Source organism: Nitrospinota bacterium (genome assembly GCA_016217735.1).
In the GTDB taxonomy this organism is placed as follows: Bacteria; Nitrospinota_A; UBA7883; order JACRGQ01; family JACRGQ01; genus JACRGQ01.
Genome location: JACRGQ010000006.1, coordinates 1 through 26,490, shown reverse-complemented (window position 1 = coordinate 26,490; position 26,490 = coordinate 1). Strand labels below are relative to the sequence as shown.

Genomic DNA, 26,490 nt, shown 5'->3' with positions numbered 1-26,490 from the left:
GGCGGGCGTGGAGATGGTGATGCCGGGCGACAACGTGACGATGATAGTCGAGCTCATTCACCCCATAGCGATGGAAAAGGAACTCCGGTTCGCCATCCGCGAAGGGGGCCGCACCGTGGGCGCGGGCGTCGTCGTCGAGATTATAGAGTAAGACAATGAGAGAAGTGATTGGATTGCAGTGCGAACCCTGCAAGCAGAAGAATTACACGACAACGCGCAATAAGAAGCTGAAGCAGGAGAAGCTGCAGACGAAGAAGTTCTGCCCGTTCTGCAGGACGCATACGGCGCACAAGGAAACCAAAGTTTAAGGCGACGGCATACACAGGCCAGTAGCTCTAACGGCTAGAGCACCGGACTCCAAATCCGGGTGTGGTGGGTTCGAATCCCTCCTGGCCTGCCATAATTGGGAAAGGTGGATACGACGTGGCGATAATGAAGACCAATCCGGTCCAGGGCGCGATGCAGTTCGTTGAAGAGACGAAAAGCGAGCTCAGGAAAGTGACGTGGCCGACTAAAAAGGAGACAACGGGGATCACGGGCGTGGTCGTTGTCGCGTGCGCCATCATGTGTGTGTACCTCGGGGTTGTCGATTGGCTCCTCGCGGAATTGATTAAGTATCTAATCAGGTAGGTGAATAGTGGACGTTAAGTGGTATGTCATTCACACGTACTCGGGATTCGAGCACAAAGTGAAGACCTCCCTCAAGGAGCAGTTTGCCATGCATGGCATCAGCGACCGTTTGGGCGAAATACTGGTGCCGATGGAGGACGTGAAGGAGTTCCGCAATGGCAAGCAGCGGGTGACTTCGCGCAAGTTTTTCCCCGGCTATGTGCTGATCCAACTGAACCTGAACGAGAAGGTGCTCATGGCGATCAAGGAATCGCCGCGGGTAACCGGCTTTTTGGGCGGTTCGACCCCCACGCCGCTTTCCGACAAGGACGTCAAGAACCTGATGGATCAGATGGCCGGCACGGTTGAAAAGCCGCGGCCGAAAGTCGAGTTTTCGGTCGGCGATTCGGTTCGCGTGATCGATGGCCCGTTTACCCATTTCTCCGGCAGGATAGAAGAAGTGAACGCCGAGCGCGGCAAAGTGAAGTTGATGGTGTCCATTTTCGGGCGTGCGACGCCGGTGGAACTTGATTTCCCCCAGATAGAGAAGGTGTAAGTATATGGCTCCCAAGAAAACGAAGGCCTTTATTAAGTTGCAGGTTCCCGCCGGCGCGGCGAATCCGGCCCCTCCCGTGGGTCCGGCGCTCGGCCAGCACGGCGTGAACATCATGGATTTCTGCAAGCAGTTTAACGCCGCCACGCAGGGCAAGGAAGGGATGATTATCCCGGTGGTGATCTCGGTGTATGAGGACCGGACGTTCTCGTTCATCATGAAGTCGCCGCCCGCCGCGGTGCTGCTCAAACGCGCCGCGGGGATCGTAAAAGGATCTCCCGAGCCGCACAAGATTAAAGTAGGCAAAGTGAACCGGACCCAGATACGGGAAATCGCCCAGATGAAGATGCAGGACATGAACAGCGCCTCGGTGGAATCCGCTGCCCGCTGCATCGAGGGAACGGCGAAAAACATGGGCTTGGTGGTGGAGGATTGACATGCCCACAATAACCAAAAACAGGAAAAAGGCGGAGACCCGCTTGCCGGCGGACAAGAAATGCTCCCTCGACCAGGCGATAGCCTTGGCCAAGGAGATAAAGTTCGCCAAGTTCGACGAGACCGTCGATCTGGCTATCCGCCTCGGCATAGATCCGAGCAAGGCGGATCAGATGGTGCGCGGTTCGGTGGTGCTGCCGGGGGGCACCGGCAAGAAGGTGCGGATACTCGTGTTCGCCAAGGGCGAAAAGGAAATAGAAGCCAAGGGCGCCGGCGCCGATTTCGTCGGCGGCGACGACCTTGTGCTGAAGATACAGGGCGGCTGGCTTGATTTCGACGTGGCGGTTGCCACGCCGGACATGATGGCGGCCGTTGGTAAAGTGGGTAAAGTGCTCGGGCCGCGCGGCCTGATGCCGAACCCCAAATCCGGCACTGTGACGTTCGATCTCAAAAAGGCCATCGCCGAAATCCGGTCCGGCCGTGTTGAGTTCCGCGCCGATAAGGCCGGGGTGGTGCATGCGCCGATCGGCAAGGCAAGCTTCGATAAGGATGCCCTGCTTAAGAACGCGATGGCGGTGCTTGAAACAATTGTCCGCATGAAGCCGTCCACGGCGAAAGGAACCTACGTCAAGTCCATTTCCCTCTCCACCACAATGGGGCCGGGAATCAAGATTGACGAGACCGTCGCCGTTGGGTTGGCCGGTTAAACGAGAGGTGGTGTCATGCCTACAGTGGAAAAAGAGAAACAGGTAGTCGAGCTTAGGGAACGGTTTTCCCGCGCGGTGAGCGTGGTGGGAGCGGAATATCGCGGCGTGAAGGCCGGCGATATGGACGCCATCCGCGCCAAACTTCGGGCGGAAAACGTCGAGCTCAAGATCGCGAAAAACCGGCTCGCCAGGATCGCGGCCAAGGGGACGCCGTTCGAGGCGATGGCCGAGAAGTTCACCGGCCCGGTTTCGCTGGCGTTCAGCTATGAAAGCGACGTGGCGGCGGCGAAGCTGGTGAGCGAATACGCCAAGAAGGAAAACTCCCTCACGGTGATTTGCGGCGTTGTCGGCGGCCATTATTACGGCGCGGACCAGATCAAGCGGATCGGCGGCCTGCCCGGCAAGAATGTGCTGCGCGCCATGCTGCTCAGCACGATGATGGGGGGCCCCCGCAGTTTTGTCAGTGTACTCAACGGCGCGTTACGGCAATTTGCGTATTTGCTGAATGCGCTTAAGGAAAAGAAAGAAAAAAACCCGGAATCCATAGGAGGTCATGAAATGTCCAACGTTACGTCTGAAGATATCAAGAGCTATCTCAACAACCTTTCGGTCCTGCAGCTTGTCGAGCTGACCAAGTCGCTTGAAGAAGCGTGGGGCGTGAGCGCCGCCGCTCCGGCCGCCGCCGCCGCCGTGGCGGGCCCCGCCGCCGCCGCCGAGGAAAAGACCGAATTCACCGTGGTGCTCGCCTCCGCCGGCGACAAGAAGATCCAGGTGATCAAGGTTGTACGCGAAATCACCGGTCTCGGCTTGAAGGAAGCCAAGGACCTCGTTGACGGCGCTCCGAAAACCGTGAAGGAGAAGATCAAGAAGGACGAAGCCGAGAAGATGAAGAAGCTTCTGGAAGAGTCCGGAGCGACTGTTGAGATTAAGTAGTCCGTCGAACCGGATACTGTATCTCAATGCCGTCTGTGACGCGGGGCGCTCTCGGTGCGCCCCCGCGTCTTTTTATATTTAAATAACGAGAGCCGGGAGGCGTGTGCTTATGTCGAAAGAATATTCGCCGGGCAGTTCCACAATTCAGCGCAAGAGTTTCGCGCGCATTCCGAAAGTGTTGGACATCCCCAATCTTCTGGAAACGCAGATACGATCCTACGACGCCCTTATCCAGGCCGATGTAAAGCCGGCGGATCGCGAGAACAGGGGTCTGGAGGAGGTATTCCGTTCGATTTTCCCCATAACCAATTACAAGGGTGACGCGACGCTTGACTATGTGGGCTACGAGCTTGGCACATGGCTGTGCCGGTGCGGCGAGTTCAAAAACCTCGGCGGCGCCGGGGTGGTCTGCGAAAAATGCAAAAAAGAAACCCACTATAAGCCGAAGTATACCGTGGAAGAGAGCCGCCAACGCGGCGTGACCTACGCGGATCCGCTCAAAATCATCGTGCAGATGTCCCTCAAAGAGAGGGATGAGGCGACCGGCCACATGGATATCCGCGAGATCAAGGAACAAAAAATATATCTGGGCGAGTTGCCGCTCATGACCGAAACCGGCACTTTTATCATCAACGGGACGGAACGCGTCATCGTCAGCCAGCTCCACCGCTCCCCCGGCGTGTTTTTCATCCGCGAAAAGGGGAAGGGTATCCACCTGGGGCGGATGGTCTATTCCGCCCGCGTTATCCCGCAGCGCGGTTCCTGGCTCGATTTCGAATTCGACACCAAAGAGGTCTGCCACGTCCGGATCGACCGCCGGAAAAAATTCCCGGTTTCGATCCTGCTCAAGGCGCTCAGCTACGGCACCAACGACCTGCTGGGGCATTTCTACCGTTTCCAGCCGGTGCGCTACAATCCGGCCACCAACGAATATTTCACCACGGTGACCGAGCACATCCACACCCTGCCATTCAAGCCGCTGGAAGACCTGGCCGATCCCAAGGGCGGCGAGGTGCTGGTGAAGGCGGGGCGCAAGTTCACCAAAGGGGCGACCCGCAAGTGCTTGGCCGCGGGCATCGCCGAATTCAAGATCGACCAGTCGCAGCTCAATACCGAGTTCATCGCCCAGGACATCATCGATGAAAAGACCGGCGTGATCCTGCTGGAGGCGAACGCGCAGTTCAGCGACGCGGCGGCGGAAGCGGTGCGCAACAACAAGATCACCAAGTTTGAAGTGCTTGGCATCGACGACCAGCTTCGCGATACGTCGTTCCGCGACACGTTGGCCGCCGACGGCCTCGAGACCGCCGATGAGGCGTTGCGCGAAATCTACAAGCGGATGCGTCCGGGCGATCCGCCCACCGCCGAATCGGTGAAGGCGTTCTTCCACAACCTGTTCTTCAACGACAAGCGTTACGATCTCAGCGAAGTCGGCCGCAAGAAGATTAACGAAAAACTGAGCCTGAACATTCCGCCCGATATGCGGCTGTTGACCAAGGAAGACATCCTTGCCACCGTGAAGTACCTCTTCGACCTGCGCAAGGGGGCCGGCAGCAAGGACGATATCGACCATCTGGGGAACCGCCGCGTCCGCGCCGTGGGCGAATCGGTCGCCGCGCAATTCCGGGTCGGCATGGTCCGCATGGAAAAGGCGATCATCGAGCGGATGAACATTATGGATCTGGCGGCCTGCATGCCGCACGACCTGATCAATTCCAAGCCGGTTACCGCGGCCATCAAGGAGTTTTTCGGTTCGTCGCAGCTCTCCCAGTTCATGGATGAAACCAACCCGCTTTCCGCGCTTACCCACAAGCGGCGATTGTCGTCGCTGGGACCAGGAGGCTTGGCCCGCGAACGGGCCGGCTTCGAGGTGCGCGACGTGCATCCGACGCACTACGGGCGCATCTGCCCGGTTGAAACGCCGGAAGGCCCGAACATCGGCCTCATCGCGTCGCTCTCCACTTTCGCGCGGGTGAACAAGTACGGGTTCATCGAAAGCGCTTACAAGAAGGTTGCCGGCGGCCGCGTGACCGACGAAGTGGCCTATCTCACCGCGACGGAAGAATACGGACACACCATCGCGCAGGCGAACGCGCCGGTGGACGAAAACGGCTACTACATCAATCCAACGGTCATCGGCCGCCACGAGGGGGAAACCCTTTCGGTGCCGATTGAGCAGGTGGACTACATGGACGTGTCGCCCAACCAGCTCTTCTCGATTGCCGCGGCGCTGATACCGTTCCTGGAGAACGACGACGCGAACCGCGCGCTGATGGGCTCGAACATGCAGCGGCAGGCCGTGCCGCCGATACGCACCGATGCGCCGCTTGTCGGCACCGGGATGGAAAAAATAGCCGCCCGCTATTCCGGCACGCTGACCATCGCCCGCCACGACGGCGAGGTGATCAGCGTCGATTCGCGCCGCATCGTCGTGCGCGTCAACGACAAGCGGGCCAAGCCGGGCCACAAGGTTGACATCTACAACCTGACCAAGTTCGGCCGCTCCAACCAGAACACATGCATCAACATGCGCCCGATAGTCACCCCCGGCCAGAAGATCAAGAAGACCGACGTGCTGGCGGACGGCCAGTCGACCGACCGCGGAGACTTGGCGCTGGGGCGCAATCTGCTGGTGGCGTTCATGCCGTGGCGCGGGTACAACTTTGAAGACGCGATCATCATCAACGAAAACATCATCAAGAAAGACTGCTTCACCTCGATCCACATCGAGGAGTTCGAAGTGGACGCGCGCGACACCAAGTACGGCAAGGAAGAGATCACCCGCGACGTGCCGGGCCTGTCGGAGGAATCGCAGCGCAATATCGACGAAAGCGGCATCATCCGCATCGGCGCGAAGGTGAAACCGGGCGACATCCTCGCCTGCAAGATCACCCCGAAAGGCGAAACCCTGTTGTCGCCCGAAGAAAAGCTGCTCAAGGCGATTTTCGGCGAGAAGGCGGGCAACGTGATGGATACCTCCTACCGCGTGCCGCCGGGCGTGGACGGCATCGTTGTCGACGTGCGGATATTCAACCGCAGCGGCGCGGAGAAAGACGCCCGCACCCTCGAGATCGAGGCCGCCGAGAAGGCCCGGATCGAGGCTGATTCCGAGGAGCAGATCCGCATCGTCAAGGAAGAACGCGATAACCGCATACGCCTGTTGCTGGAAGGCAAGGTGGCCGAGAAGGCCGTCACCGCCGCCGGCTCCAAGGAAGTGCTGGTCGAAGCCAAGGGCAAGCTTACCGCCGCCGCGCTCCGCCAGGTGGACGGGAAAGACCTGCTCAAGATCGCGGTGAAGGAAAATATCAGCGCCGCGGTCGAGGACATTGAGGAGACCACCAACGAGCTGATCCGCGACCTGAAGGCCGACCTCAACGACAAGTTGGGCAAGCTGGAAAAAGGGGATGAACTTGCCCCGGGCGTGATCAAGCTGGTGAAGATTTATGTGGCCGTGAAACGCCGGTTGCAGGTGGGCGACAAGATGGCCGGCCGCCACGGGAACAAGGGCGTCATTTCGGTCATCGTGCCGGAAGAGGATATGCCCCGCCTGGAAAACGGCACGCCGCTCGACATCGTGCTGAACCCGCTGGGCGTGCCAAGCCGCATGAACGTTGGCCAGTTGATGGAAACCTCGCTGGGCATGGCCGCCAAAATGATGGGGGTCTATTTCGAGACCCCGGTGTTCGACGGCGCCCGCGAAGCGGACATCCGCGGCCTGCTCAAGCAGAACGGCTTGCCCGAAGACGGCATGATGAAGCTGATTGACGGCCGCACCGGCGAGTATTTCGACCAGCGCACGTTCGTTGGCATGATTTACATGCTTAAGTTGCACCTCCTCTTCGAAGTCAAGATACACGCCCTGAGCACCGGCCCATACTCGCTCGTTACCCAGCAGCCGCTGGGGGGGAAAGCGCAGTTCGGCGGCCAGCGCCTGGGCGAAATGGAAGTCTGGGCGCTCGAAGCCTACGGCGCCGCCTACACGTTGCAGGAAATGCTCACCGTGAAGTCGGACGACGTGGAAGGGCGCAAGCGGATGTATGAAGCCATCGTCAAGGGAGACAACACCCTGCAGCCGGGGCTGCCGGAATCCTTTAACGTCCTCGTCAAGGAACTCCAGAGCCTCTGCCTGGACATTTCCCTCGACGAAAGACCTAAGACCATTTAAGGAGGAACTAACAAGTGGAAAAAGTTCTTCGATTGTTTGAAAGGCCCAAGGATCCGCTGTCGTTTGATTCGGTGATGATCCGCCTCGCTTCGCCGGAGAAGATCCGTTCGTGGTCGTTTGGCGAAGTGCGGAAACCGGAAACCATCAATTACCGCACCTTCAAGCCGGAGCGCGACGGGCTCTTCTGCGCCAAGATATTCGGCCCGGTCAAGGACTGGGAATGTCTCTGCGGCAAGTACAAGCGGATGAAGTACAAAGGCACCGTGTGCGAAAAGTGCGGCGTGGAAGTGACCCTCTCCAAGGTGCGGCGCGAGCGCATGGGGCACATCGAGCTGGCCAGCCCGGTGGCGCACATCTGGTTCTTCAAGGGGCTGCCGAGCAAGATCGGCAACTTCCTCGACATGACGCTCACCGAGCTGGAAGCGGTCATCTACTTTGAAAAGTACATCATCATTGATCCGAAGAACACCAAGCTGAAATACAAGCAGGTGCTCAACGAGGATGACCTGCAGGAAGCGGTCAAGACCTGGGGCGAAGACGCCTTCGACTACGGCATCGGCGCCGAAGCGGTTCAGACCATCCTGAAAGGCGCCGACATGGATCAATTGGCGCTCGACCTCAAGGAGCATCTCCGCACCACCCAGTCGGTGCAGACGCGGCGCAAGCTGGTGAAACAGCTCAAGATCGTGGAAGCCTTCCGCAAATCCGGCAACCGGCCGGAGTGGATGGTGCCCTCCGTGATTCCGGTGATTCCGCCGGAGTTGCGCCCGCTCGTCCCGCTGGACGGCGGCCGGTTCGCCACCTCCGACCTCAACGATCTCTACCGCCGCGTGATCAACCGCAACAACCGCCTCAAGCGGCTGATGGAACTGCGCGCGCCGGAAATCATCATCCGCAACGAAAAGCGGATGCTGCAGGAAGCCGTCTCGGCGCTGTTCGACAACGGCCGCCGCGGACGCGTGCTGAAGGGGCCGAACAAGCGCCCGCTGAAATCGCTGGCCGACATGCTGAAAGGCAAGCAGGGGCGTTTCCGCCAGAACCTGCTGGGCAAGCGCGTCGATTATTCCGGCCGCTCCGTCATCGTGGTCGGGCCGGAACTGAAGTTCTACCAGTGCGGGCTGCCCAAGAAGATGGCGATTGAGCTGTTCAAACCGTTCATCTACCACAAGCTGGAAGTGAAGGGTTATGCCGCCACCATCAAGAGCGCCAAGAAAATGGTGGAATCCGAGCAGCCGGAAGTGTGGGAAGTGCTTGATGAAGTCATCAAGGACCACCCGGTGCTGCTGAACCGCGCCCCGACCCTGCACCGCCTCGGCGTGCAGGCGTTCGAGCCGGTGCTGGTCGAAGGGAAGGCGATCCGCCTGCACCCGCTGGTCTGCGCCGCGTTCAACGCCGACTTCGACGGCGACCAGATGGCCGTGCATGTGCCCTTGTCGCTTGAGGCGCAGGTGGAGACGCGCATCCTGATGCTTTCCATCAACAACATCCTTTCGCCCGCCAACGGCCGCCCGATCGCGGTTCCATCGCAGGATATCGTGCTGGGGAACTACTACCTCACGAAGGAGCGCGGCGGCGTGAAGGGCGAGGGAAAGGCCTTCTCCAACCCCGCCGAAGTGCGCACCGCGTTCGATCACAAGGCGGTGCATTTGCAGGCGAAAATCCGCGTACGGATGGCCGGCCAGATACATGAAACCACCGTCGGCCGCGTTCTCTTCTACGAGATCGTGCCGAAGGAAGTCCCGTTCTCCCGCGTGAACAAGGTGCTGAACAAGGCGGCCATCCTGCAGGTTGTTAACGAGGTGCATACCAAGACCTCGCTCGACGTGGTGGTGAAGTTCCTTGATGACCTGAAGGACACCGGGTTCTTCTACGCCACCAAGTCCGGTCTTTCCATCAGCATGGAGAATATGCGCATCCCGCAGCGGAAATTCGCGCTGATCGACGACGCGAAGAAGCGGACCGGCGAGGTGGAAGAGCAGTACCATAACGGCCTCATCACCAAGGGCGAAGGGTACAACAAAATCATCGACGTGTGGGCGCAGGTGACCGACAAGGTCACCGAAGAGGTGTTCGCCGAACTCAAGCACGAGGACAAACAGCTTGGCGACGGCACCGCGCCGGCGGGATCGCAGTGGAACGGCGTTTACCTGATGGCCGATTCCGGCGCGCGCGGCAGCAAGGCGCAGATCGCCCAGCTGGCCGGCATGCGCGGCCTGATGGCCAAGCCGTCGGGTGAAATCATCGAAACCCCGATCACCGCGAACTTCCGCGAAGGCCTCACCGTGGCGCAGTACTTCATCTCGACGCACGGCGCGCGCAAAGGTTTGGCCGATACCGCGCTCAAGACCGCGAACTCGGGCTACCTGACCCGCCGCCTCGTGGACGTTTCGCAGGACGTGATAATAACGATTGACGACTGCGGCACCATGAACGGCATCGACACCGCCGCCCTTATCGAAGGGGGCGAAGTGATACAGCGCCTCGGCGAGCGCCTGTTGGGCCGCGTGACGCTGGAACCGATTATCGACCCCTTTACCAAGGAAGTGTTGCTGGCCGCCAACAAGGAAATCAACGAAGAAGCGGTTGAAAAGATCGAAAACGCCGGCGTGGAGCAGGTGAAAATCCGCTCCGTGCTCACCTGCGACGCCCCGGATGGCGTTTGCGCCTCCTGCTACGGCCGCAACCTGGCCACCGGCAGAATGGTGGAATCGGGCGAAGCGGTCGGCGTCATCGCCGCGCAGTCGATCGGCGAACCGGGCACCCAGCTGACGATGCGTACCTTCCACATCGGCGGCGTGGCCAGCCGCGTGGCCGAGCAGACCAAACTGATCTCCGCCAAGGGGGGCGTGGTCAAGTACATCGAACTGCGCACCGTGGCGCTGGATACCGGCGAGATGATCGCGATGAACCGCAACGGCGGCATTATCATACAGGACGACGAAGGGCGCGAAAAGGAACGCTACAAGATCATTTACGGCGCCAAACTGAAGGTGCTGGATGGCGCGCGGGTGAGCGAAGGCGACACCGTCGCGGAATGGGATCCCTACACCGTGTCAATCCTTACTGAAACGACCGGCACCATTGCTTTCGGCGATATCATAGAAAACGTGACGATGCGCGAAGAAGTGGACGAAGTGACCGGCCACTCGGAAAAGATCATCCTGGATCACCGGGAAGAGAAGAAACATCCGCGCATCTCGATCAAGGATTCGCACGGCAAGACCGTGAGCCGCTATGTGTTGCCGGCCGGCGCGCACATCAACGTGAAGGAAGGGCAAGCGGTGGACGTGGGCGATATCATCGCCAAGATACCGCGCGAAACCACCAAGACCAAGGACATCACCGGCGGTCTGCCCCGCGTGGCGGAGCTCTTCGAGGCCCGCAAGCCGCACGACCAGGCCACCATCTCCGAGGTGAGCGGGCGCGTGAAATTCGGCGCGTTCATCAAGCGGACGCGGGAAATCCTCGTGACCACCGAGGATGGCGCGGAGCACAAGTATGTGGTGCCCCGCGGCAAGCACGTGAACGTGCATGAGGGCGACTACGTCCACGCCGGCGAACCGCTGGTTGACGGCGCTCCGAACCCGCACGACATCCTGAACATCATGGGCGAAAAGGAACTGCAGAAGTTCCTCGTGAACGAGGTGCAGGAAGTCTACCGGCTCCAGGGCGTGCAGATCAACGACCAGCACATCGAAGTCATCGTGCGGCAGATGCTCAAGCACCTGGTAATCGAGGATCCGGGCGATACCGATTTCCTCGTGGGCGAACAGGTGATGAAGAAGACGTTCCAGAACAGGAACATGGACGTGATCAGGGCGGGCAAGAAGCCGGCGAAGGGCAGGCCGATCCTGATGGGCATCACCAAGTCCTCGCTCTCGACGGAAAGCTTCATTTCCGCCGCCTCTTTCCAGGAGACCACGCGGGTGCTCACCGAAGTGGCCATTTCCGGCAAGATGGATCCGCTCAAGGGACTCAAGGAGAACGTCATCATGGGCCGCCTGGTTCCCGCCGGCACCGGCTCGCGGAACTACCAGAACCTGAGCGTCCTGCCGACCAAGCTGCCGATCTTCGATCTCAAGAAGACCAAGGCAACCGAGGAAAGCGTGGTCGAGTAAAGTTTCCGTCATGTTGTAAATCACGGCCCCTTGGAGCGGTTCAAGGGGCCGTTTTCTTTTAACCGCCAGAAACGCACCGTTATGCCGGAGCGCAATGACTGGAGGGACGATGCTGCGTCATACGCTGAAGCGGGTTGTGCTGGGAACGCTGGAATCGCTCCGGCGGCTGTTCATGCAGGAACACGTCTTCATGGTGGTGGTAGCGTGCGCTATCGGTTATCTCACCGGGCTTTGCGCCGTCGTATTCAAGTGGATGATCGCCGGGGTGGAAGCCGTATTCCTTAAGGAATTTTTCAACCGCGCGTCCGCGGGCTCTTCCCTCTGGCTGTTGTTGATCCCCGTCTCGGTGGGATTGGGCGGGCTGATCGTCGGCCTGTTGAACCACTATTTCAATCCCGGCAAAGAAGGGGGCGGCCTTGCCGAACCGATGAAGTGGGCCGCCATCGATCAGGGGCGGGTGCCGAAGCACATTATCTGGTTCCGCCCCATCGCCTCCGCCTTCACCATCGGCAGCGGCGGGTCGGCGGGACGCGAAGCCCCCACCGTGCAGATCGGCGGCGCGGTCGGCTCGCTGGTGAGCGGCATCATCAAGGCATCGTCGGAGCGGCGGCGCCTGCTGATGGGGTGCGGCACGGCGGGAGCCATCGCGGCATCGTTCAACGCCCCCCTCGGCGGCATTGTCTTCGCCATCGAAGTCATACTCGGCGATTTCAACATTAAAGTATTTTCACCGCTCATTTTTTCATCGGTGATCGCCACCGTCACGGCGCGGCATCTGGAGGGGGATGTGCCGGCGTTTGAATTGCCGGCCTACACGCTGGTATCCACCATTGAGATTTTCTTTTTCATTATCCTGGGACTTATCGCGGGGCTTCTGGCGGCGCTGTTTTACAAAACGTTCATTGATATAGGGGGCAAATTCAAAAAGCTGAAGCTGCACCCGATATTCGTGCCGGCGGCGGGAGGCGTGCTGGTGGGATTTTTCGGCATCTTCTACCCCGATGCGCTGGGCAACGGCTACGACGGGATGAACAAGGTGCTCAACGGCCAGATGCTTTGGCATATGGCGTTGCTGTTGGTGTTTGTGAAAATACTCCTCACGGGCCTGACGCTCGGCTCTGGCGGGTCGGGCGGGATATATGCGCCATCGCTGTTTATCGGCAGCATGGCGGGCGGGGCATTCGGCGCGCTGCTCAATTACCTGTTCCCCGGCTTGACCGGCTCCGCCGGTTCTTACGCGCTGGTGGGGATGGGGGCGGTGATGAGCGCGGTCGGCCACATGCCGATGACGAATATCCTGATGACGTTCGAGCTGACGAACAGCTACCAGATCATCCTGCCGATCATGGTCGCGTGCATTTCATCCACGGTGACGTACGCCTTTTTCTGCAAGAACTCGGTGGACATGGAAATCCTGAGCCGGAGGGGGATAAACATCTGGCGCGGACGCGAATCGTCCATCATGGGTTCGCTTTTGGTGCGCGATGTCATGAATATGGAGTTCGATGTCGTGCGGGAGGATACCCGGTTCCGCGACATTCTTGCCATCATGGCCAAATCGAAGGCGTACTATTTTCCCTGCGTCAACGCCGGCGGGCGGATGACCGGCATCATCTCGGTGCAGGACATCCGGCAATTCATGCTGGATGAGGTATTGGCCGAAGTGGTGGTGGCTAAAGATATGGCGGCGATGAAGGTGATTTCCCTTACGCCGGACGAAAACCTTAACGATGCGATGGAAAAGTTCTCGTTGCGCGATCTCGACGAGCTGCCGGTGGTGGCCGACCGCGAAACAAGCATCGTGGTGGGTATGTTGCGGCGCAAGGACGTGATCACCGCCTACAAAAAGGCCGTTATGCAGGCTTCGGCGTAGCGGTCCCGGCGGATAACAACGGCATGCGCCAAGGATGGCTGTGTCATTCGCCATGGTTTTCCCATGAAACGCGGTTAAAAAACGCTCGACTTCCATGGCCGGTTTGGGGATAATAACCCCTTCAAGTCCAACAATTTTAATGGTTTTGGGGGCAAGCTTTGAGGACAATTAATTCCAACGCTATCACCGCCGCCGTAAAAAAGATGGTGATGGGCGCCAACTACGATCTTGGCGACGATGTTATCCAAGCCTTTGAAAAAGGGCTTAAACAAGAGGCCTCGCCGGTCGGCAGGGCGGTATTGAACACCCTTATCGAAAACGCCCGCATCGCCCACGACGAGCAGGTGCCAATCTGCCAGGATACCGGCATGGCGGTCTTTTTTGTCGAGATGGGGCAAGACGTTCATTTAGAAGGGGCGTTATTGCAGGATGCCATCGACGAAGGGGTACGCCAAGGGTATAAAGACGGCTATCTCCGCAAGTCGATTTGCGACCCGTTCACGCGGAAAAACACCGGTGACAATACCCCCGCCGTGGTGATTCTTGATATCGTCACTGGGGATAAACTGAAGATAACGGCCGCGCCCAAAGGGGGCGGCAGTGAAAACATGAGCCGCCTGACGATGCTGACCCCCAGCGCCGGAAAAAAGGGGATCGTCGATTTTGTGGTGAAGCGCTGCGAAGAAGCCGGCAGCAATCCCTGTCCGCCGGTCATTGTGGGGGTGGGCATTGGCGGGTCGGCCGAAAAATGCATGATACTTGCCAAGAAGGCGCTGCTCCGCCATGTGGGAGAGCCGAGTTCCGACCCGGAGCTGGCAACGCTGGAAGCGGAGATGTTGGAGAAGATCAACGCCATCGGCATGGGGCCGCAGGGGCTGGGTGGCACCACCTACGCCTTGGCCGTGCATGTGGAAAAACATCCTTGCCACATCGCATCGCTTCCGCTCGCGGTAAACATCTGCTGCCACGCCAGCAGGCATAAAGAAGCGGTGCTGTAATGGCGAACGAAATTAAAATCACAACCCCGCTTGATGACGCCGCGGTGGCGAAGCTCAAGGCGGGGGATCAGGTATCGATCACCGGGGTCATCTACACGGCGCGGGATACGGCCCACAAACGGCTGGTGGACGCCCTCGACGCGGGGCAGCCGCTGCCGTTTGACATGAACGGACAGGTTATCTATTATGTCGGCCCGTCCCCGGCGAAACCCGGCAAAGTGATCGGTTCCGCCGGCCCCACCACCAGTTACCGCATGGATGCCTATGCGGAGCGGCTGATGGAAAAAGGGATGAAGGGGATGATCGGCAAGGGAATGAGGGACAAGAAGGTCATCGAAGCGATGAAGAAACATAAATGCGTCTACTTCGCCGCCATCGGCGGAGCCGCCGCGCTCATCGCCCGTTCCATTAAAGCTGTTGAAGTTATCGCGTACGAAGACCTCGGCCCCGAAGCGGTGCGCCGCATGGAAGTCGAGGATTTCAAGGCGGTCGTCATCAACGACATTTACGGCAACGACCTATATGATATAGGAAAGGCGCAATACAGGGTGGCTAAATGATAAAACATGATGTGGTGATAGTCGGCGCGGGCTTGGCCGGCCTGCGCGCGGCGCTGGAGCTGGCCGGTAAAGTTGACGTGGCGGTCGTCTCCAAAGTCTATCCTTCCCGCTCCCACTCGGGCGCGGCGCAAGGAGGCGTGGCGGCGGCGATGGCCAACGAAAGCGATGACAGTCCCGAACTCCATATGTACGACACCGTCAAGGGGTCGGATTACCTGGGCGACCAGGACGCCATCGAGATAATGACCAACGACGCGCCCATCACCATCACCGAGATGGAGCGTTTGGGCTGCGTGTTCTCGCGCGACGCCGAAGGGCGCATCGCCCAGCGCGAGTTCGGCGGCCACAGCAAGCCCCGCGCCTGCTATGCCGCGGACCGCACCGGCCACGCGATGCTGCACACGCTGTACGAGCAGTCATTCAAGTACAAAAAGGACATCACCTTCTACAACGAGTGGTACCTGCTCGACCTGATATATGAAGACGGGAGCGCGCGCGGCGTGGTGGTGATGAACGTGAGGACCGGCGATATTGAAGTGATTCAGGCCAAGTCCGTGCTTTTCGGCACCGGCGGGTATGGCCGCGCCTACAAGATCACCTCGAACGCGTTCGCCAACACCGGCGACGGCATCATGGCCGCCTACCGGGCGGGGTTGCCGCTGGAAGACATGGAGTTCGTCCAGTTCCACCCGACCGGCTTATACATGCAGGGCATTCTCATGAGCGAGGCGGCCCGCGGCGAAGGCGGCTATCTCCTCAACGGCAATATGGAGCGTTTCATGGAGCGCTACGCCAAATCCCGCATGGAACTGGCCCCGCGTGACATCGTCTCCCGCGCCGAGCAGACCGAGATCAACGAAGGGCGCGGCGCCGGGCCCAATAAGGATTACATCTACGTGGACTTGCGGCACCTCGGCCGCGAAAAGATACTGGAAAAGCTGCCGCAGATACGCCACCTCGCCATCGATTTCCTCGGCGTCGATTGCATCGACAACCCGATCCCGATCCAGCCGACGGCCCACTACAGCATGGGGGGTATTCCGGCCAGCAAGGATTGCGAAGTGTACCGCGACGAGAAGGGGGCCATCGTAAAGGGCTTCTACGCCGCGGGCGAATGTTCCTGCATCTCGGTTCACGGGGCCAACCGTCTCGGCACCAACTCGCTGCTGGATGCCACCGTCTTCGGCCGCCGCGCCGGCAAGAGCATCCTCAATTACATGGTGGGGGCGCAACACGAACCGGTCAACGAGGCCGAAGAAAAACGCAAGGCCCGCAAACGGATCGACGACCTGCTCTATACCCCTTCCACCGAATCGGCCAACGACATCCGCAACGAGCTTAAAGAAACCATGACCAACCATGTTGGCGTTTTCCGCGGCAAAGAAGGATTGGCCACGGCGCACAAGAAACTGAAGGAACTGCAACAGCGCTTCACCAAGGTGCGCGTGGAGGACAAGGGAAAAGTTTTCAACACCGAGATTATCGAAACGCTGGAACTGGCCAACATGCTCACCTACAGCGAACTGATTATCGCCGGGGCCGAGGCCCGCACCGAAAGCCGCGGCGCCCATGCCCGCGTCGATTACCCGAAACGCGACGACGTCAACTGGATGAAGCACACCATGGCTTCCGCCGATGCGGATGGCGCCATCCAGCTTAAGTACAAGCCGGTGGTCGTCACCAAGCACCAGCCGGAAGAAAGGAAGTACTGATGGCCAAGACGAAATTCCTTATCTCACGCTACAACGCGGCGCGGGATCCGAAGCCGTACCTGCAGGAATTCCGGCTTGAGATTCCCCAAGGGGCGACGCTGCTGGACTGCATCAACCTGATCAAGTGGACACAGGACGGGACGTTGACCTACCGCATGTCCTGCCGCAGCGCCATTTGCGGATCCTGCTCCATGAAGGTGAACGGCCACGCCCGCCTTGCCTGCAAGACGCAGGCGGCGGAAGCCGTCATCGACGGCGCCATCACCATCGAGCCGATGGGGAATTCGCCCCTCATCCGCGACCTCGCGGTCGACCTTGAGCCGTTCTTCGATTCCATCGACCGGGTGAAGCCGTATCTCGTCCCGGACGACAGCAAGCAGTGGAAACGCGAAACATTGCAGAGCCACGACGATTACCGGAAGATCGAGGATGCCAGCACGTGCATCCTGTGCGCCGCCTGCTGGTCCGATTGCAATGTGCTGGAGGTGGATCCCCGCTTCCTCGGGCCGGCCGCGCTGGCCAAGGCGCAGCGCTTCGTCTATGACTCGCGCGACAGCGATACCGCCAACCGCATTGAGTATTTAAGCCGCGTCACCGGCATGTGGGATTGCACGCACTGCGCCGAATGCGCCACGCGCTGCCCCACCGACGCCAAGCCGCTGTTCCGCATCAAGGAGCTCCGCACCGCGGCGATGACGCATAAGGTCACCAACAACAACGGCGCACGCCACGTGCTCGCCTTCCGCGAATCGGTGGGCGGCCTGGTGCCCGGCATCGGCGGCGGGATGCTCAACGAGAACTATATACCGGTACGTTCCGTCGGGTTTTTCAACCTGGACGGGATACTGAGCATCATTCCGGTGGGCATCCGCATGTTCATCCGCGGAAAGAATCCGCCGATTCTCCCGCACATCATTGACAAATTCGGCGAGGTGCGCGCGATGTTCCGCCGCTTCAACGACTATCGCAAGGAGTACCGGAAATGAAGTACGCCCTGTATACCGGATGCGTCGCCAAAGGCGCGGGCCGCGAACTGATGAGCGCCACCGTCTACGCCGCCGAACGCCTCGGCATCCAAATCAAGGAAATGAAAGACGCTTCCTGCTGCGGCGCGGGGGCCATTCAGGAGGATAACCCGTTGCTTGGCGACGCACTCAACGCGCGCACCTTTGCGCTGGCGGAGGAGCAGGGGCTGGACATCATGACCATCTGCGGAACCTGCCAAGGGGTCATGCGCACCGCCCAGATAAAGATGGATCACAACCCGGCCCACAAAGAACGGGTGAATGCCGCGCTCAAGCGCGATACCGGCCGCGAATATAAAGGCACTGTAAAAGTGAAACACTTTTACCAGATCGTGGAGGAAGACTACGGCCTGGAGAACGTCGTCAAGCGGGTCACCCGCAAGCTGACCGGCCTCAAGGTGGCGCCGTTCTACGGTTGCTACGTTCTTCGTCCGCACGAATACAGCGATACCAAAGTGCCGGACCGCCCGGATTATCTGGAAAAGCTGATCGCGGCGGTGGGGGCCACCCCGGTCGATTACGCGGAAAAACAGAAGTGTTGCGGTTTTCCGATACTGATGCCGAACAAGGCCAACGCGCTCCAGCTTTCCGGCAACGCCACGATCGGCGCGCTGAAGGCCGGCGCCGACGTGATGGTCACGCCCTGCCCGCTCTGCCACCTGAACATGGACAGCTATCAGCCGGAGATCGAGGAGATGCTCGACCGGAAGATCAACATGCCGGTGCTGCACTATCCGCAGTTGATCGCGTTGGCGCTGGGGGCCAACTTGGACGAACTGAAGATGAACACCCACGTGGTGTTGCCGAACGAAAAGTTGCTGGAAATCGCCGCCCGCTAAGGGGATTTTGAATAGTAAGGGGCGCGGCGGATGCCGCGCCCCTTTTTTATTTTCCGCGCCGGAGGGTGGTCAGCAGCACGCCGGCGATGACCAGCACCGTGCCGCCCGCTTGCGCCATCGACACCTGTTCGCCCAAAAAATACCAAGCCAGCGCGATGGTGCTCACCGGGCCGATGGAATTGATGATGGAACTCCTGCTCGCGCCGATGCGCTTCATCCCTTCCGACATCAGGAAAGCCGGTATCACCGTGGAAAAAAAGGCCATGACCGCCGTGAGCTGGTAAACCGGCGGCGGTTGCACAAAAGCGGATAACGGCCGCATTAATAAAAAGTGCGCCGTAATCGCCGCCGCGGAAGAGAGCATGGCGTATGCGGTGAAGCGGGCCGACCCCGCCTTTTTTATCAGCTCGCCGCCCACCACAAGGTAAAACGCGTAGGCGAGCGCACTGGTTAAAATAAGTGCCACCCCCAGCCACACCTGTCCGCCGACAAACGAGATGTCGTGAAACACCGCCAAGCCAACCCCGGCGGAGCTAAGCAGCAGCGATATCACGTCGGTTCCGGTGATGGGGCGTTTCAAAAATGAGGCGGAAATCAGCACCACCATCGTCGGGTAAAGGAAAAGGATCAGCCGTTCCAGGCCCGCCGATATGTATTGCAGTCCGACAAAATCGGTGAGCGCCGCCAGATAAAAACCGAGCAAGCCGATACCCGCTATCATGCCCAGTTCGCGCGGCGTCGTCTTCCGTTCGCTCTTCCATTCCCCCCACACCGCAAGCGCGGCGAAGAAGGGGAGGGCCATCAGCATCCGCAGGGCAAGCAGCGTCGTGGCGTCCACGCCGTGGCGGTATGCCAGTTTGACAAGCACCGCTTTGCCCGAAAAGCTCACCGCCGCGATAAGGACGGCAAGCGCTCCCAGCAATGAGTTTCCCGGCCCTGTTGATTGATCGCTTTCGCCCGCCATGATACATCTCCTCGGATTATGTGCGGACATCGGAACCGCGAATCGCCGCGGCCCGATGGCCGCGGTGTTGCGTGATTGACTAGTTAAACTCCAAACGCACCGCGGCCCTGGCGCCTATTGCCTGCCAAAGCGCAAGGGATGCGCTGATGGCGGAGGGGTGTTTAATAATGGCAACGATGTTCGTGTGCATCGGGAGATACTACTTCCTAGCGTCTTTCGCTGTCAACATTTTCGGGCAACGGGCGGCGGGCGATCTGCCGGAGGGCGGCGGGGAGCGCCGCCAGCAGCGAAGAAGCGGTGAGGGAGCAGGGGTCGTGTTCCGCGGTGTAGTTGTCCGCGGCCAGTCCATGCAAATATACCGCCAGCGCGGCCGCGTTCAGCGGTGCAACCCCCTGTGCGATAAATCCGGCGATCATGCCGCCCAGCACATCGCCAGTGCCGCCGCTGGCGAGATTTTGGTTGCCGGTCGGATTGATAAAGGCGGTGCCGTCCGGCGCGGCGATAACGGTGCGCGCCCCTTTCAGGACGGTGATGCAGTTGAACTCTTTGGCGAAACTTTTCGCGCAGTTCAGCCGGTCGGCGTTCACCGTTGCGGCGGTTGTGCCGGTGAGGCGCGCCATCTCGCCCGGATGCGGCGTGATGATGGTGGGGGCCGCGCGCCGTTTCAGCAGTTCCTTGTTCGGGGCAATGTTGTTCAGTCCGTCGGCATCGACGATCAGCGGGACGTTGCATCCGGCCGCCACTTTCTCCGTCAACGCTTCAAGCCCCACGCCGCGTCCCATGCCCGGGCCGAGCAGCAAAACCGATTTGTCTTTTACGAAGGCGAGAATTGTATCCGCGTTGGCCGCGTCGTCAAGCCGCTCGGCCAACGGCAGGCCCATCACCTCCAGCGCCCCCAGTTCAAACTGCCGGCTCAACGGCAATCTGGCGGCGGCGGTGGAAAGACCCGCTCCCACTTTTAGCGCCGCCAGCGCGGCAAGCGCGGCGGCTCCCTCCATCCCTTCGTTGCCGCCGGCGATGACGGCATGACCGTAGGTTCCCTTGTGCGCGTATTCCGGGCGGGGCGGAAGCGTGGCGCGCGCCCACGCATCGTCCGGCAGCCACGCCTCAAACGGCGAATCGGCCAAAAGTTTTTGGGGGAAGTTGATATCGGCGACGTGCAACGCGCCAACCGCCGCCGCGGCGGGATATGACATCATTCCCACCTTCGGCAGGCCGAAGGTGATGGTGGCGTCGGCGTGTACGTAAAGCGGATGCACAATTCCCCTGTCCGCATCGAGGCCGGAGGGGATGTCGAGCGCGAGGCAGAAACGTTTCCACCCGTTGATTTTTTCGACCGCCGTTTTATATATTCCTTTGAGTTCCCCGCCGATCCCGGTGCCGAGGATGGCATCCACCAGCGCGTCGGCGTGGCGGATGGCGGTCTCATGTTTGAGCAGGCCGGATTCATCCACGCACTCCATGATGCGTCCGCCCATGGCTGCATAGGCCTCCATGTTTATTTTCGCGCTTCCTTTGAGATTGGCGCGGGGTACCAACAGGTAGACCGCCGGATCGTATCCGCGGACGTGGAGTTGGCGGGCCAGCACAAAACCGTCGCCGCCGTTGTTTCCCTTGCCGCAGAAGATGCCGATGCGGCGATGTCCGGGGCCGAGGAGTTGCTCAAGATACAGCATTGCCTGGGTGCCCGCGTTTTCCATCAGGAGCAGTTCGGGCACGCCGTATTGTTCAATGGCGGCGCGGTCGATTTCCCTCATCTGCGCGGTGGAAACGATCTTGATCATGCCGTTCGCCTTATGTAAGGAAAATAAAAAAGGCCTCCGTGTAACCGGGAGGCCAGCGGTTGATTCCGTAAGGGGAAGTTATTTCTTCTTCGCACCCAGCACGGAGTCCTTGGCCGCCTTGGCGACGCGGAACTTCAGCACTTTCTTGGCCGGGATTTTGATGGCTTCGCCGGTCTGGGGGTTGCGGCCCATGCGGGCTTTGCGGTTCACGAGAACCAGTTTGCCGAGGCCCGGGATGGTGAATCCGTTTTTGGATTCTTTGTAGGCGAGCTGCACGAGGGTTTCGATGATCGCCACGGCGGCTTTCTTCGTCAACGCGTGAGTCTTTGCAACGTGGTCGGCGATTGCGGACTTGGTCATCTGTTTAGCCATTAGTATTCCCCTTTAAAAAAGTTTTTTGTTACCCACTCTTTATTTACTCACAGTCTAAAATTGCTTCGGATAATTTAACCAGAATCCGTTTTTAAAAGCAAGCGGAATACTTGCTGTTGGCGGCTCAAATGCGTGTTGCCGCTCCGCGTAACACTTAAGTGGCAGGGCGGAGTTGTCAGGGATTCCGCGTCCTGATGACGGAGGCCACGGCGAATTTCTTTTCATGCGTGAGGGAAAGGATGAAGGAGCCGCCTCCTTTCGCCGCGATGAGCGATTGCAGCGGTTCGCTGAAAACCAGCACGGGCGGTTTCCCTTCGCCGCCGGCGACCCATACATCTTTGGGGCCAAAACCCAGAAAGCCGGTTCCCAGCGCTTTGGCGAACGCCTCTTTGGCGGCGAACCGCGCGGCGTAGAATGCGGCGGGATCCTTGAGGCGCGCGGCGCCGGCGATTTCGTCCGGGGCGAACACGCGGGTGATGAAGGCGCCGCCGTGGCGCCCGGTGGCGCGGCGCATCCGCGAAACTTCCACGATGTCGATGCCGTGTCCCAGTATCATCGGTTATTGAAGGGGGCCGGTGCGGCGGGATGCCCCAAATGGCTTGTCCAGCAGCAGCGGTTTCGCCGTCTTTTCCAGCGGCGCGCCCAGTTCCAAAATAGCCCCGCCCGGGAGTTTTGTCCGCACCGCCTCGCGGAAGACCTTTTCCCCCCACTCTGAAAGGGCGGGGATTTTTTTAAGCAGTTCCACCAGCTTCGTATAGTCTTCAGCCAGCGCCTGTTCGTTGCGCATCTGGCCGTTGAGATCAAGGATGATGTCGCGGATGTCCTTCTGATATATGGCCAGTTTGGTTTCCAGCATTTCGGCCCGCTTGGCCAGCTTGGCCGACCGGGTTTTGAGTTTTTTCCGCTCGTCGGCCAGATGCGCCTGTTCCGCCTCGGCGGCGTCGATCTGCTTTTGCAAACGATCCATCTCCCCGGAGAGGCGCTCCATGAATTTATCTTTTTTGTCCGCCAGGCGCCCGGTCTCTTCCGCCGGGACGAAGGAGTGGGGGAACTTTCCCTCCATCAGGCCGGTATACTGCGCGATCAGCACTTTGACCATTTGCCGCGCCGCGTCGTGATCCGATGCGGTTTTTTTCAGTTTGTGCTGGGTGAGGGTGATCCGGCCGCGCAACGCCGCCAGGGCGGTATTGCATTCGTCGCGGTGGGTGGTGAGCAGCGTTAGGCGTTCCTCAAGCGTTCCCGAGCGGCCGGACATGAAGGGGAGCGCCACCCGGTATTTATGGATGACATCTTTCAGCCGCTCCAACGCCTCTTTTTCCGCCCGCATCGCGCGCGCAACGCGCCGGCGCAGTTCTTCCACGGATTCCTGCATGTTCTTCTTATCGTCCGGTCCACGGTCTTTCATGACCCCAATTCTAGCATTCCCGCGCGGGAAAGGGGATGGCCCGCGGCGGCGGGGGGCGCGAAAGCTATTCAGTTTTACCGGAATTTGGGTTAAACTTTTCCGATATTCGACAATACCGGCCTTTTGCGCCGGATCGCAAGACGTACCGGGCTTTAAGGAGGGTGTATGAGCGAAATTACCGCGATCATCGGCCGTGAAATTCTCGATTCCCGTGGCAATCCCACCGTTGAAGTGGACGTATATCTCGACGATGGATCGCTGGGCCGCGCGGCGGTGCCGAGCGGCGCTTCCACCGGCACGCGTGAGGCGCTGGAACTGCGCGACAAAGAAAAGCGCTTCGGCGGCAAAGGCGTGCGCAAGGCGGCGCGGAACGTTAACGACATCATCACTCCGGCGCTGTTGGGTTACGATGCCGTGGAGCAGAGCCTTATCGATACCATCATGATCGAGATGGACGGCACGGAGAATAAAGGCAAGCTCGGCGCCAACGCCATTTTGGGGGTGTCGCTCGCCGTGGCGAAGGCGGCGGCCATCTCCTGCGGCCTGCCGCTCTACCGCTACATCGGCGGCGCCAACGCCCGCATGATGCCGGTGCCGATGATGAACGTGCTCAACGGCGGCGGACACGCCGACAACAACGTCGACTTCCAGGAATTCATGGTCATGCCGGTGGGCGCGGCCTCGTTCGCCGAAGCGCTGCGGATGGGGGCCGAGGTATTCCACACCCTCAAAGCGGTGCTGCACAAGCGGGGGCTTTCCACCGCGGTGGGGGACGAAGGGGGTTTTGCGCCGGACCTCAAATCGAACGCCGAGGCGATAGAACTGGTGCTGGAGGCGGTGACCAAGGCGGGCTTCAAGCCGGGCAAGGACGTGATGATAGCGCTCGACCCGGCCGCCAGCGAGTTTTATGAAAACGGCAAATACGAGGTCGAGGGGAAGAAGATTTCCAGCGACCAGATGATCAAACTGTGGGAAAGCTGGGCGAAAAAGTATCCCATCATCTCCCTCGAGGACGGCTTGGCCGAGCAGGACTGGAAAGGGTGGAAGAACCTCACCGACGCCATCGGCGGCACGGTGCAGATCGTCGGCGACGACCTTTTTGTGACCAACACGAAGATATTGAAGGAAGGCATCGAGAAGGGGGTGGCGAACTCCATCCTGGTGAAGCTGAACCAGATCGGCACGCTCACGGAAACGATAGACGCGGTGCAGACCGCCCAGCGCGCCTCATACACCACCGTGATTTCGCACCGCTCCGGCGAGACGGAAGACAGCACCATCGCCGACTTGGCCGTGGCGCTCAACGCCGGGCAGATAAAGACCGGATCGCTCTGCCGCTCGGACCGCATTGCGAAGTACAACCAGCTTCTGCGCATTGAGGAAGAGCTGGGCGATTCGGCGGTCTTTCCGGGCCGGAGCGCGTTCGGCAAGCGGGGGAAATAACGCCGCGCCATGTGGAAGGGGGGCGCGTTAAAGGCTTTTTGGGAGGGCGGCGGCCGCGCGCGGCCGCTCTTTTTTTTCAGCCTGCTGTTCGCAATCGTCGTTTTCCTCGCCTCGTGGTTCAAGGCGGACGGAATCAAGAGCGTGCTTGATTATGACCACAAGCTGGCGGCGGATGTGGAAGGGCTGAAAAAAATCCAGGCCGAAAACGAGGCGCTGAGGGAAAAAATCCGCTCCGTCCGCGATGGCTCCTATTTGATGGAAAAGTATGCGCGGGAAAAGCTGTTGATGGCCCGCCAGAACGAAGTGGTCTTCCGCTTCCACGAAGAGCCGGCGGCGGATAAGCGGCCATAACCATGGTATTACCTAATGGCGTACGTGAAGGAGTGAAACCGTGAGTGACAGGACGGGGCCGTTGGAGATTACCGGCCAGGATTCAATATGGGCATGCACCTGCATGCAATCGGAAATGTGGCCGTATTGCGATGGCGCACACCACAGCTTTGGCGGCGATAATGCGGGACCGGAAGAAGTAAAGCTCGACCCCGCAAAAACCTATAAGCTCTGTCAATGCTACAGAACCCACACAAGGCCCTTCTGCGACGGAACCCATCTCAAGTAAGGGGGAGAATTTAATCCCCGCGTTGCGTCCCTCCCGCTGAAGGGGATTACGCGCCGCTTTTCGGGCGGGGCGGACGGAATGCGCGCGCTGTTTCCGCCGCCGCTTCTTCCATGCCGTGCATGATTTCCTCCATCAGGGCTTCGGCCCTCTCTTTGTTGTTATGCTCCAGCCGCATTGCCTCATCCAGCAGGATGCTTTTCAGGCCCACTATCGATGCGTTGCCGATCCGGAGTTTTTTTGCCGTTGTCATGTCAGTCACCATACTTATCGGTTATGCATAGACCATGCCCAAAAAAAAATAAAGAGCCGTCCGCAACTGCCGAAAATACCGGTTGTTGAAAACAGCCCGTCCACGCGTTACGGCGAAAGGTGAACTTTTTTGCCGGTGGCGGGCAATTTCGGCGTTTTCAAGCCGTACCGGAGGGCGTACACTATCCGCAAAGCAAGGTACAATAGCGGTGCCATGCGGTTATGGGATTGGTCCGGTTATCAATGGAGGGAAGAATGAAACAGGGAAAACTGAATATTATTCTTGGCGCTGTAACGATCATTGTGGCCGGGATCGGCGGTCTTGCGCTCGGCTTTACGGTGGAGCATCACTTTGTGCTGGGACATTATTCCCCCGGCCTGCCGCGCTTTCTCACCAAGGCGGGACATTCCCACGGCATGCCGATGGCGTTTTACAACCTCATCGTTGGCGGGCTGCTTGACCGGTTGGAACTTGGCGAGAGCGGCAAAACGTGGTGCTCACGGCTGGCGGCCGGCGCGCTATTAATGCCAGTGGGGCTTCTGTTGCGGGGGCTTGACGGCGGCGCGCTTACGTTTGCCCCGCTGGCGTTGGCGGGCGGGCTATCTTTCATGGCGTCGGCGGCGTTGATCCTGAAGGGGGCATTGGCTGTCCGCTAACGCGGGCTTGCCCCGGCGGGGAAGGAACCGCGGCTTTAAGGGAGAAGCGGCATGCGGAGGCTGATTTTTAACCCGTTATTATTTTCCTTGCTTTCCACCCGAATGGCGCCGCCGTAATAGTCCATAATCATTTTCGCCACGGAGAGTCCCAATCCCAGCCCGCCTCCTTTGAATTTATAGCGGCCGCTGGAATGATGCGCGGTTTTTTCAATCGAGAAGAATAGAAGTTTTTTGTTTTCATCCGTATTTCCGCGCGTTACAGCACAAACAACGCACAACTCCCCGTGCCGTCATTCTACACCACTTGCCGACGCTTACCGGCAGGCGCCGGTGTTGCGAGCAAATAGAAATGTCCGGTTTTGGAGCACATTACTTGTCCGGTTTTCCAAAATTACCTTAGCCGTGATTCTTTTTCAAGCGGCCTTCTTTTTTGTCTGTTTTACCTCCTTTCCCGTTACGTCGTAAAGCGC

The 26,490-nt window shown here is 59.6% G+C and carries 26 protein-coding genes and 1 tRNA gene; 20 read left to right on the top strand and 7 right to left on the bottom strand.

The window, feature by feature from the left end:
- The 16 genes from HZA03_01090 to HZA03_01015 form a co-directional block, all read left to right on the top strand.
- Positions 1-151 (top strand): elongation factor Tu (locus tag HZA03_01090; GenBank protein ID MBI5636543.1); only part of this gene is annotated, 151 nt, incomplete at its 5' end.
- A 4-nt stretch (positions 152-155) separates the two neighbouring features.
- Positions 156-308, top strand: coding sequence for a 50S ribosomal protein L33 (rpmG, locus tag HZA03_01085; protein ID MBI5636542.1), 153 nt, complete (start codon positions 156-158; stop codon positions 306-308).
- A 15-nt stretch (positions 309-323) separates the two neighbouring features.
- Positions 324-400, top strand: a tRNA-Trp gene (locus HZA03_01080).
- Between the two features lie 23 nt (positions 401-423).
- A complete protein-coding gene (secE, locus tag HZA03_01075) occupies positions 424-630 on the top strand; it encodes a preprotein translocase subunit SecE (GenBank protein MBI5636541.1) in 207 nt (68 codons plus the stop codon).
- A gap of 7 nt (positions 631-637) precedes the next feature.
- The gene (nusG, locus tag HZA03_01070) at positions 638-1,165 is read left to right on the top strand and encodes a transcription termination/antitermination protein NusG (GenBank protein MBI5636540.1); all 528 of its coding nucleotides are present in this window, start codon (positions 638-640) and stop codon (positions 1,163-1,165) included.
- Between the two features lie 4 nt (positions 1,166-1,169).
- A complete protein-coding gene (gene rplK, locus HZA03_01065) occupies positions 1,170-1,598 on the top strand; it encodes a 50S ribosomal protein L11 (protein MBI5636539.1) in 429 nt (142 codons plus the stop codon).
- A gap of 1 nt (position 1,599) precedes the next feature.
- A complete protein-coding gene (locus HZA03_01060; GenBank protein ID MBI5636538.1) occupies positions 1,600-2,304 on the top strand; it encodes a 50S ribosomal protein L1 in 705 nt (234 codons plus the stop codon).
- Positions 2,305-2,319: 15 nt separating this feature from the next.
- Entirely contained in the window at positions 2,320-3,237 is a 918-nt protein-coding gene (gene rplL, locus HZA03_01055; protein ID MBI5636537.1) for a 50S ribosomal protein L7/L12, read from the top strand.
- 109 nt (positions 3,238-3,346) lie between these two features.
- The gene (gene rpoB / locus HZA03_01050) at positions 3,347-7,402 is read left to right on the top strand and encodes a DNA-directed RNA polymerase subunit beta (GenBank protein MBI5636536.1); all 4,056 of its coding nucleotides are present in this window, start codon (positions 3,347-3,349) and stop codon (positions 7,400-7,402) included.
- A 74-nt stretch (positions 7,403-7,476) separates the two neighbouring features.
- Positions 7,477-11,520 (top strand): DNA-directed RNA polymerase subunit beta', encoded by a 4,044-nt coding sequence (gene rpoC, locus HZA03_01045; protein MBI5636535.1) that lies wholly within the window; start codon positions 7,477-7,479, stop codon positions 11,518-11,520.
- A 109-nt stretch (positions 11,521-11,629) separates the two neighbouring features.
- Positions 11,630-13,393, top strand: coding sequence for a chloride channel protein (locus HZA03_01040; GenBank protein MBI5636534.1), 1,764 nt, complete (start codon positions 11,630-11,632; stop codon positions 13,391-13,393).
- A 158-nt stretch (positions 13,394-13,551) separates the two neighbouring features.
- Entirely contained in the window at positions 13,552-14,391 is an 840-nt protein-coding gene (locus HZA03_01035) for a fumarate hydratase (protein ID MBI5636533.1), read from the top strand.
- Positions 14,391-14,951: a Fe-S-containing hydro-lyase gene (locus tag HZA03_01030; protein MBI5636532.1), complete on the top strand. Its 561-nt coding sequence runs from the start codon at positions 14,391-14,393 to the stop codon at positions 14,949-14,951. Before HZA03_01035 ends, HZA03_01030 begins: the two co-directional genes overlap by 1 nt.
- Positions 14,948-16,663 carry a succinate dehydrogenase flavoprotein subunit gene (gene sdhA / locus HZA03_01025; protein MBI5636531.1) on the top strand — a complete coding sequence of 572 codons (1,716 nt, stop codon included), beginning with the start codon at positions 14,948-14,950 and terminating at the stop codon, positions 16,661-16,663. Before HZA03_01030 ends, sdhA begins: the two co-directional genes overlap by 4 nt.
- The gene (gene sdhB / locus HZA03_01020; protein MBI5636530.1) at positions 16,663-17,649 is read left to right on the top strand and encodes a succinate dehydrogenase iron-sulfur subunit; all 987 of its coding nucleotides are present in this window, start codon (positions 16,663-16,665) and stop codon (positions 17,647-17,649) included. Before sdhA ends, sdhB begins: the two co-directional genes overlap by 1 nt.
- Positions 17,646-18,527, top strand: a complete 882-nt coding sequence (locus tag HZA03_01015) for a CoB--CoM heterodisulfide reductase iron-sulfur subunit B family protein (GenBank protein MBI5636529.1) — start codon at positions 17,646-17,648, stop codon at positions 18,525-18,527. Before sdhB ends, HZA03_01015 begins: the two co-directional genes overlap by 4 nt.
- Positions 18,528-18,573: 46 nt before the next feature.
- On the opposite strand, the gene HZA03_01010 is transcribed toward HZA03_01015, so the two are convergent.
- The 5 genes from HZA03_01010 to HZA03_00990 form a co-directional block, all read right to left on the bottom strand.
- Positions 18,574-19,491: a DMT family transporter gene (locus HZA03_01010; protein ID MBI5636528.1), complete on the bottom strand. Its 918-nt coding sequence runs from the start codon at positions 19,489-19,491 to the stop codon at positions 18,574-18,576.
- A 206-nt stretch (positions 19,492-19,697) separates the two neighbouring features.
- Positions 19,698-21,275, bottom strand: coding sequence for an NAD(P)H-hydrate dehydratase (locus tag HZA03_01005; protein ID MBI5636527.1), 1,578 nt, complete (start codon positions 21,273-21,275; stop codon positions 19,698-19,700).
- A gap of 78 nt (positions 21,276-21,353) precedes the next feature.
- Positions 21,354-21,647: an HU family DNA-binding protein gene (locus HZA03_01000; protein MBI5636526.1), complete on the bottom strand. Its 294-nt coding sequence runs from the start codon at positions 21,645-21,647 to the stop codon at positions 21,354-21,356.
- Between the two features lie 175 nt (positions 21,648-21,822).
- Positions 21,823-22,203 (bottom strand): holo-ACP synthase, encoded by a 381-nt coding sequence (acpS, locus tag HZA03_00995; GenBank protein MBI5636525.1) that lies wholly within the window; start codon positions 22,201-22,203, stop codon positions 21,823-21,825.
- Positions 22,204-22,206: 3 nt separating this feature from the next.
- A complete protein-coding gene (locus tag HZA03_00990) occupies positions 22,207-23,052 on the bottom strand; it encodes a hypothetical protein (protein MBI5636524.1) in 846 nt (281 codons plus the stop codon).
- A gap of 165 nt (positions 23,053-23,217) precedes the next feature.
- Between HZA03_00990 and eno the strand changes: the two genes are divergently transcribed.
- The 3 genes from eno to HZA03_00975 are packed head-to-tail and all read left to right on the top strand — an operon-like array spanning position 23,218 to position 25,114.
- A complete protein-coding gene (eno, locus tag HZA03_00985) occupies positions 23,218-24,495 on the top strand; it encodes a phosphopyruvate hydratase (protein MBI5636523.1) in 1,278 nt (425 codons plus the stop codon).
- A gap of 9 nt (positions 24,496-24,504) precedes the next feature.
- The gene (locus HZA03_00980) at positions 24,505-24,846 is read left to right on the top strand and encodes a septum formation initiator family protein (protein MBI5636522.1); all 342 of its coding nucleotides are present in this window, start codon (positions 24,505-24,507) and stop codon (positions 24,844-24,846) included.
- A 40-nt stretch (positions 24,847-24,886) separates the two neighbouring features.
- Entirely contained in the window at positions 24,887-25,114 is a 228-nt protein-coding gene (locus HZA03_00975; protein MBI5636521.1) for a CDGSH iron-sulfur domain-containing protein, read from the top strand.
- A 46-nt stretch (positions 25,115-25,160) separates the two neighbouring features.
- Here the strand turns inward: HZA03_00975 and HZA03_00970 are convergent, their stop codons facing one another.
- On the bottom strand, positions 25,161-25,364 hold the full coding sequence (locus HZA03_00970) for a hypothetical protein (protein MBI5636520.1): 204 nt from the start codon (positions 25,362-25,364) through the stop codon (positions 25,161-25,163).
- Between the two features lie 254 nt (positions 25,365-25,618).
- On the opposite strand from HZA03_00970, the gene HZA03_00965 reads away from it, so the two are divergent.
- Positions 25,619-26,020, top strand: a complete 402-nt coding sequence (locus tag HZA03_00965) for a hypothetical protein (GenBank protein ID MBI5636519.1) — start codon at positions 25,619-25,621, stop codon at positions 26,018-26,020.
- 35 nt (positions 26,021-26,055) lie between these two features.
- Here HZA03_00965 and HZA03_00960 read toward each other — a convergent pair whose 3' ends face one another.
- Positions 26,056-26,298: a hypothetical protein gene (locus HZA03_00960; protein MBI5636518.1), complete on the bottom strand. Its 243-nt coding sequence runs from the start codon at positions 26,296-26,298 to the stop codon at positions 26,056-26,058.
- Positions 26,299-26,490: the final 192 nt, after the last annotated feature.

Excerpts from the sequence above, each read along its gene's own strand:
- acpS (MBI5636525.1), bottom strand. The coding sequence starts at position 22,203 with ATGATACTGGGACACGGCATCGACATCGTGGAAGTTTCGCGGATGCGC.
- HZA03_00990 (MBI5636524.1), bottom strand. The coding sequence starts at position 23,052 with ATGAAAGACCGTGGACCGGACGATAAGAAGAACATGCAGGAATCCGTG.
- rplK (MBI5636539.1), top strand. The coding sequence starts at position 1,170 with ATGGCTCCCAAGAAAACGAAGGCCTTTATTAAGTTGCAGGTTCCCGCC.
- sdhA (MBI5636531.1), top strand. The coding sequence starts at position 14,948 with ATGATAAAACATGATGTGGTGATAGTCGGCGCGGGCTTGGCCGGCCTG.
- HZA03_01015 (MBI5636529.1), top strand. The coding sequence starts at position 17,646 with ATGAAGTACGCCCTGTATACCGGATGCGTCGCCAAAGGCGCGGGCCGC.
- HZA03_00970 (MBI5636520.1), bottom strand. The coding sequence starts at position 25,364 with ATGACAACGGCAAAAAAACTCCGGATCGGCAACGCATCGATAGTGGGC.
- HZA03_00980 (MBI5636522.1), top strand. The coding sequence starts at position 24,505 with ATGTGGAAGGGGGGCGCGTTAAAGGCTTTTTGGGAGGGCGGCGGCCGC.
- rplL (MBI5636537.1), top strand. The coding sequence starts at position 2,320 with ATGCCTACAGTGGAAAAAGAGAAACAGGTAGTCGAGCTTAGGGAACGG.
- HZA03_01005 (MBI5636527.1), bottom strand. The coding sequence starts at position 21,275 with ATGATCAAGATCGTTTCCACCGCGCAGATGAGGGAAATCGACCGCGCC.
- HZA03_01040 (MBI5636534.1), top strand. The coding sequence starts at position 11,630 with ATGCTGCGTCATACGCTGAAGCGGGTTGTGCTGGGAACGCTGGAATCG.
- rpmG (MBI5636542.1), top strand. The coding sequence starts at position 156 with ATGAGAGAAGTGATTGGATTGCAGTGCGAACCCTGCAAGCAGAAGAAT.
- rpoC (MBI5636535.1), top strand. The coding sequence starts at position 7,477 with ATGATCCGCCTCGCTTCGCCGGAGAAGATCCGTTCGTGGTCGTTTGGC.
- HZA03_01000 (MBI5636526.1), bottom strand. The coding sequence starts at position 21,647 with ATGGCTAAACAGATGACCAAGTCCGCAATCGCCGACCACGTTGCAAAG.
- rpoB (MBI5636536.1), top strand. The coding sequence starts at position 3,347 with ATGTCGAAAGAATATTCGCCGGGCAGTTCCACAATTCAGCGCAAGAGT.
- sdhB (MBI5636530.1), top strand. The coding sequence starts at position 16,663 with ATGGCCAAGACGAAATTCCTTATCTCACGCTACAACGCGGCGCGGGAT.
- HZA03_00965 (MBI5636519.1), top strand. The coding sequence starts at position 25,619 with ATGAAACAGGGAAAACTGAATATTATTCTTGGCGCTGTAACGATCATT.
- HZA03_01030 (MBI5636532.1), top strand. The coding sequence starts at position 14,391 with ATGGCGAACGAAATTAAAATCACAACCCCGCTTGATGACGCCGCGGTG.
- HZA03_01060 (MBI5636538.1), top strand. The coding sequence starts at position 1,600 with ATGCCCACAATAACCAAAAACAGGAAAAAGGCGGAGACCCGCTTGCCG.
- eno (MBI5636523.1), top strand. The coding sequence starts at position 23,218 with ATGAGCGAAATTACCGCGATCATCGGCCGTGAAATTCTCGATTCCCGT.
- HZA03_01010 (MBI5636528.1), bottom strand. The coding sequence starts at position 19,491 with ATGGCGGGCGAAAGCGATCAATCAACAGGGCCGGGAAACTCATTGCTG.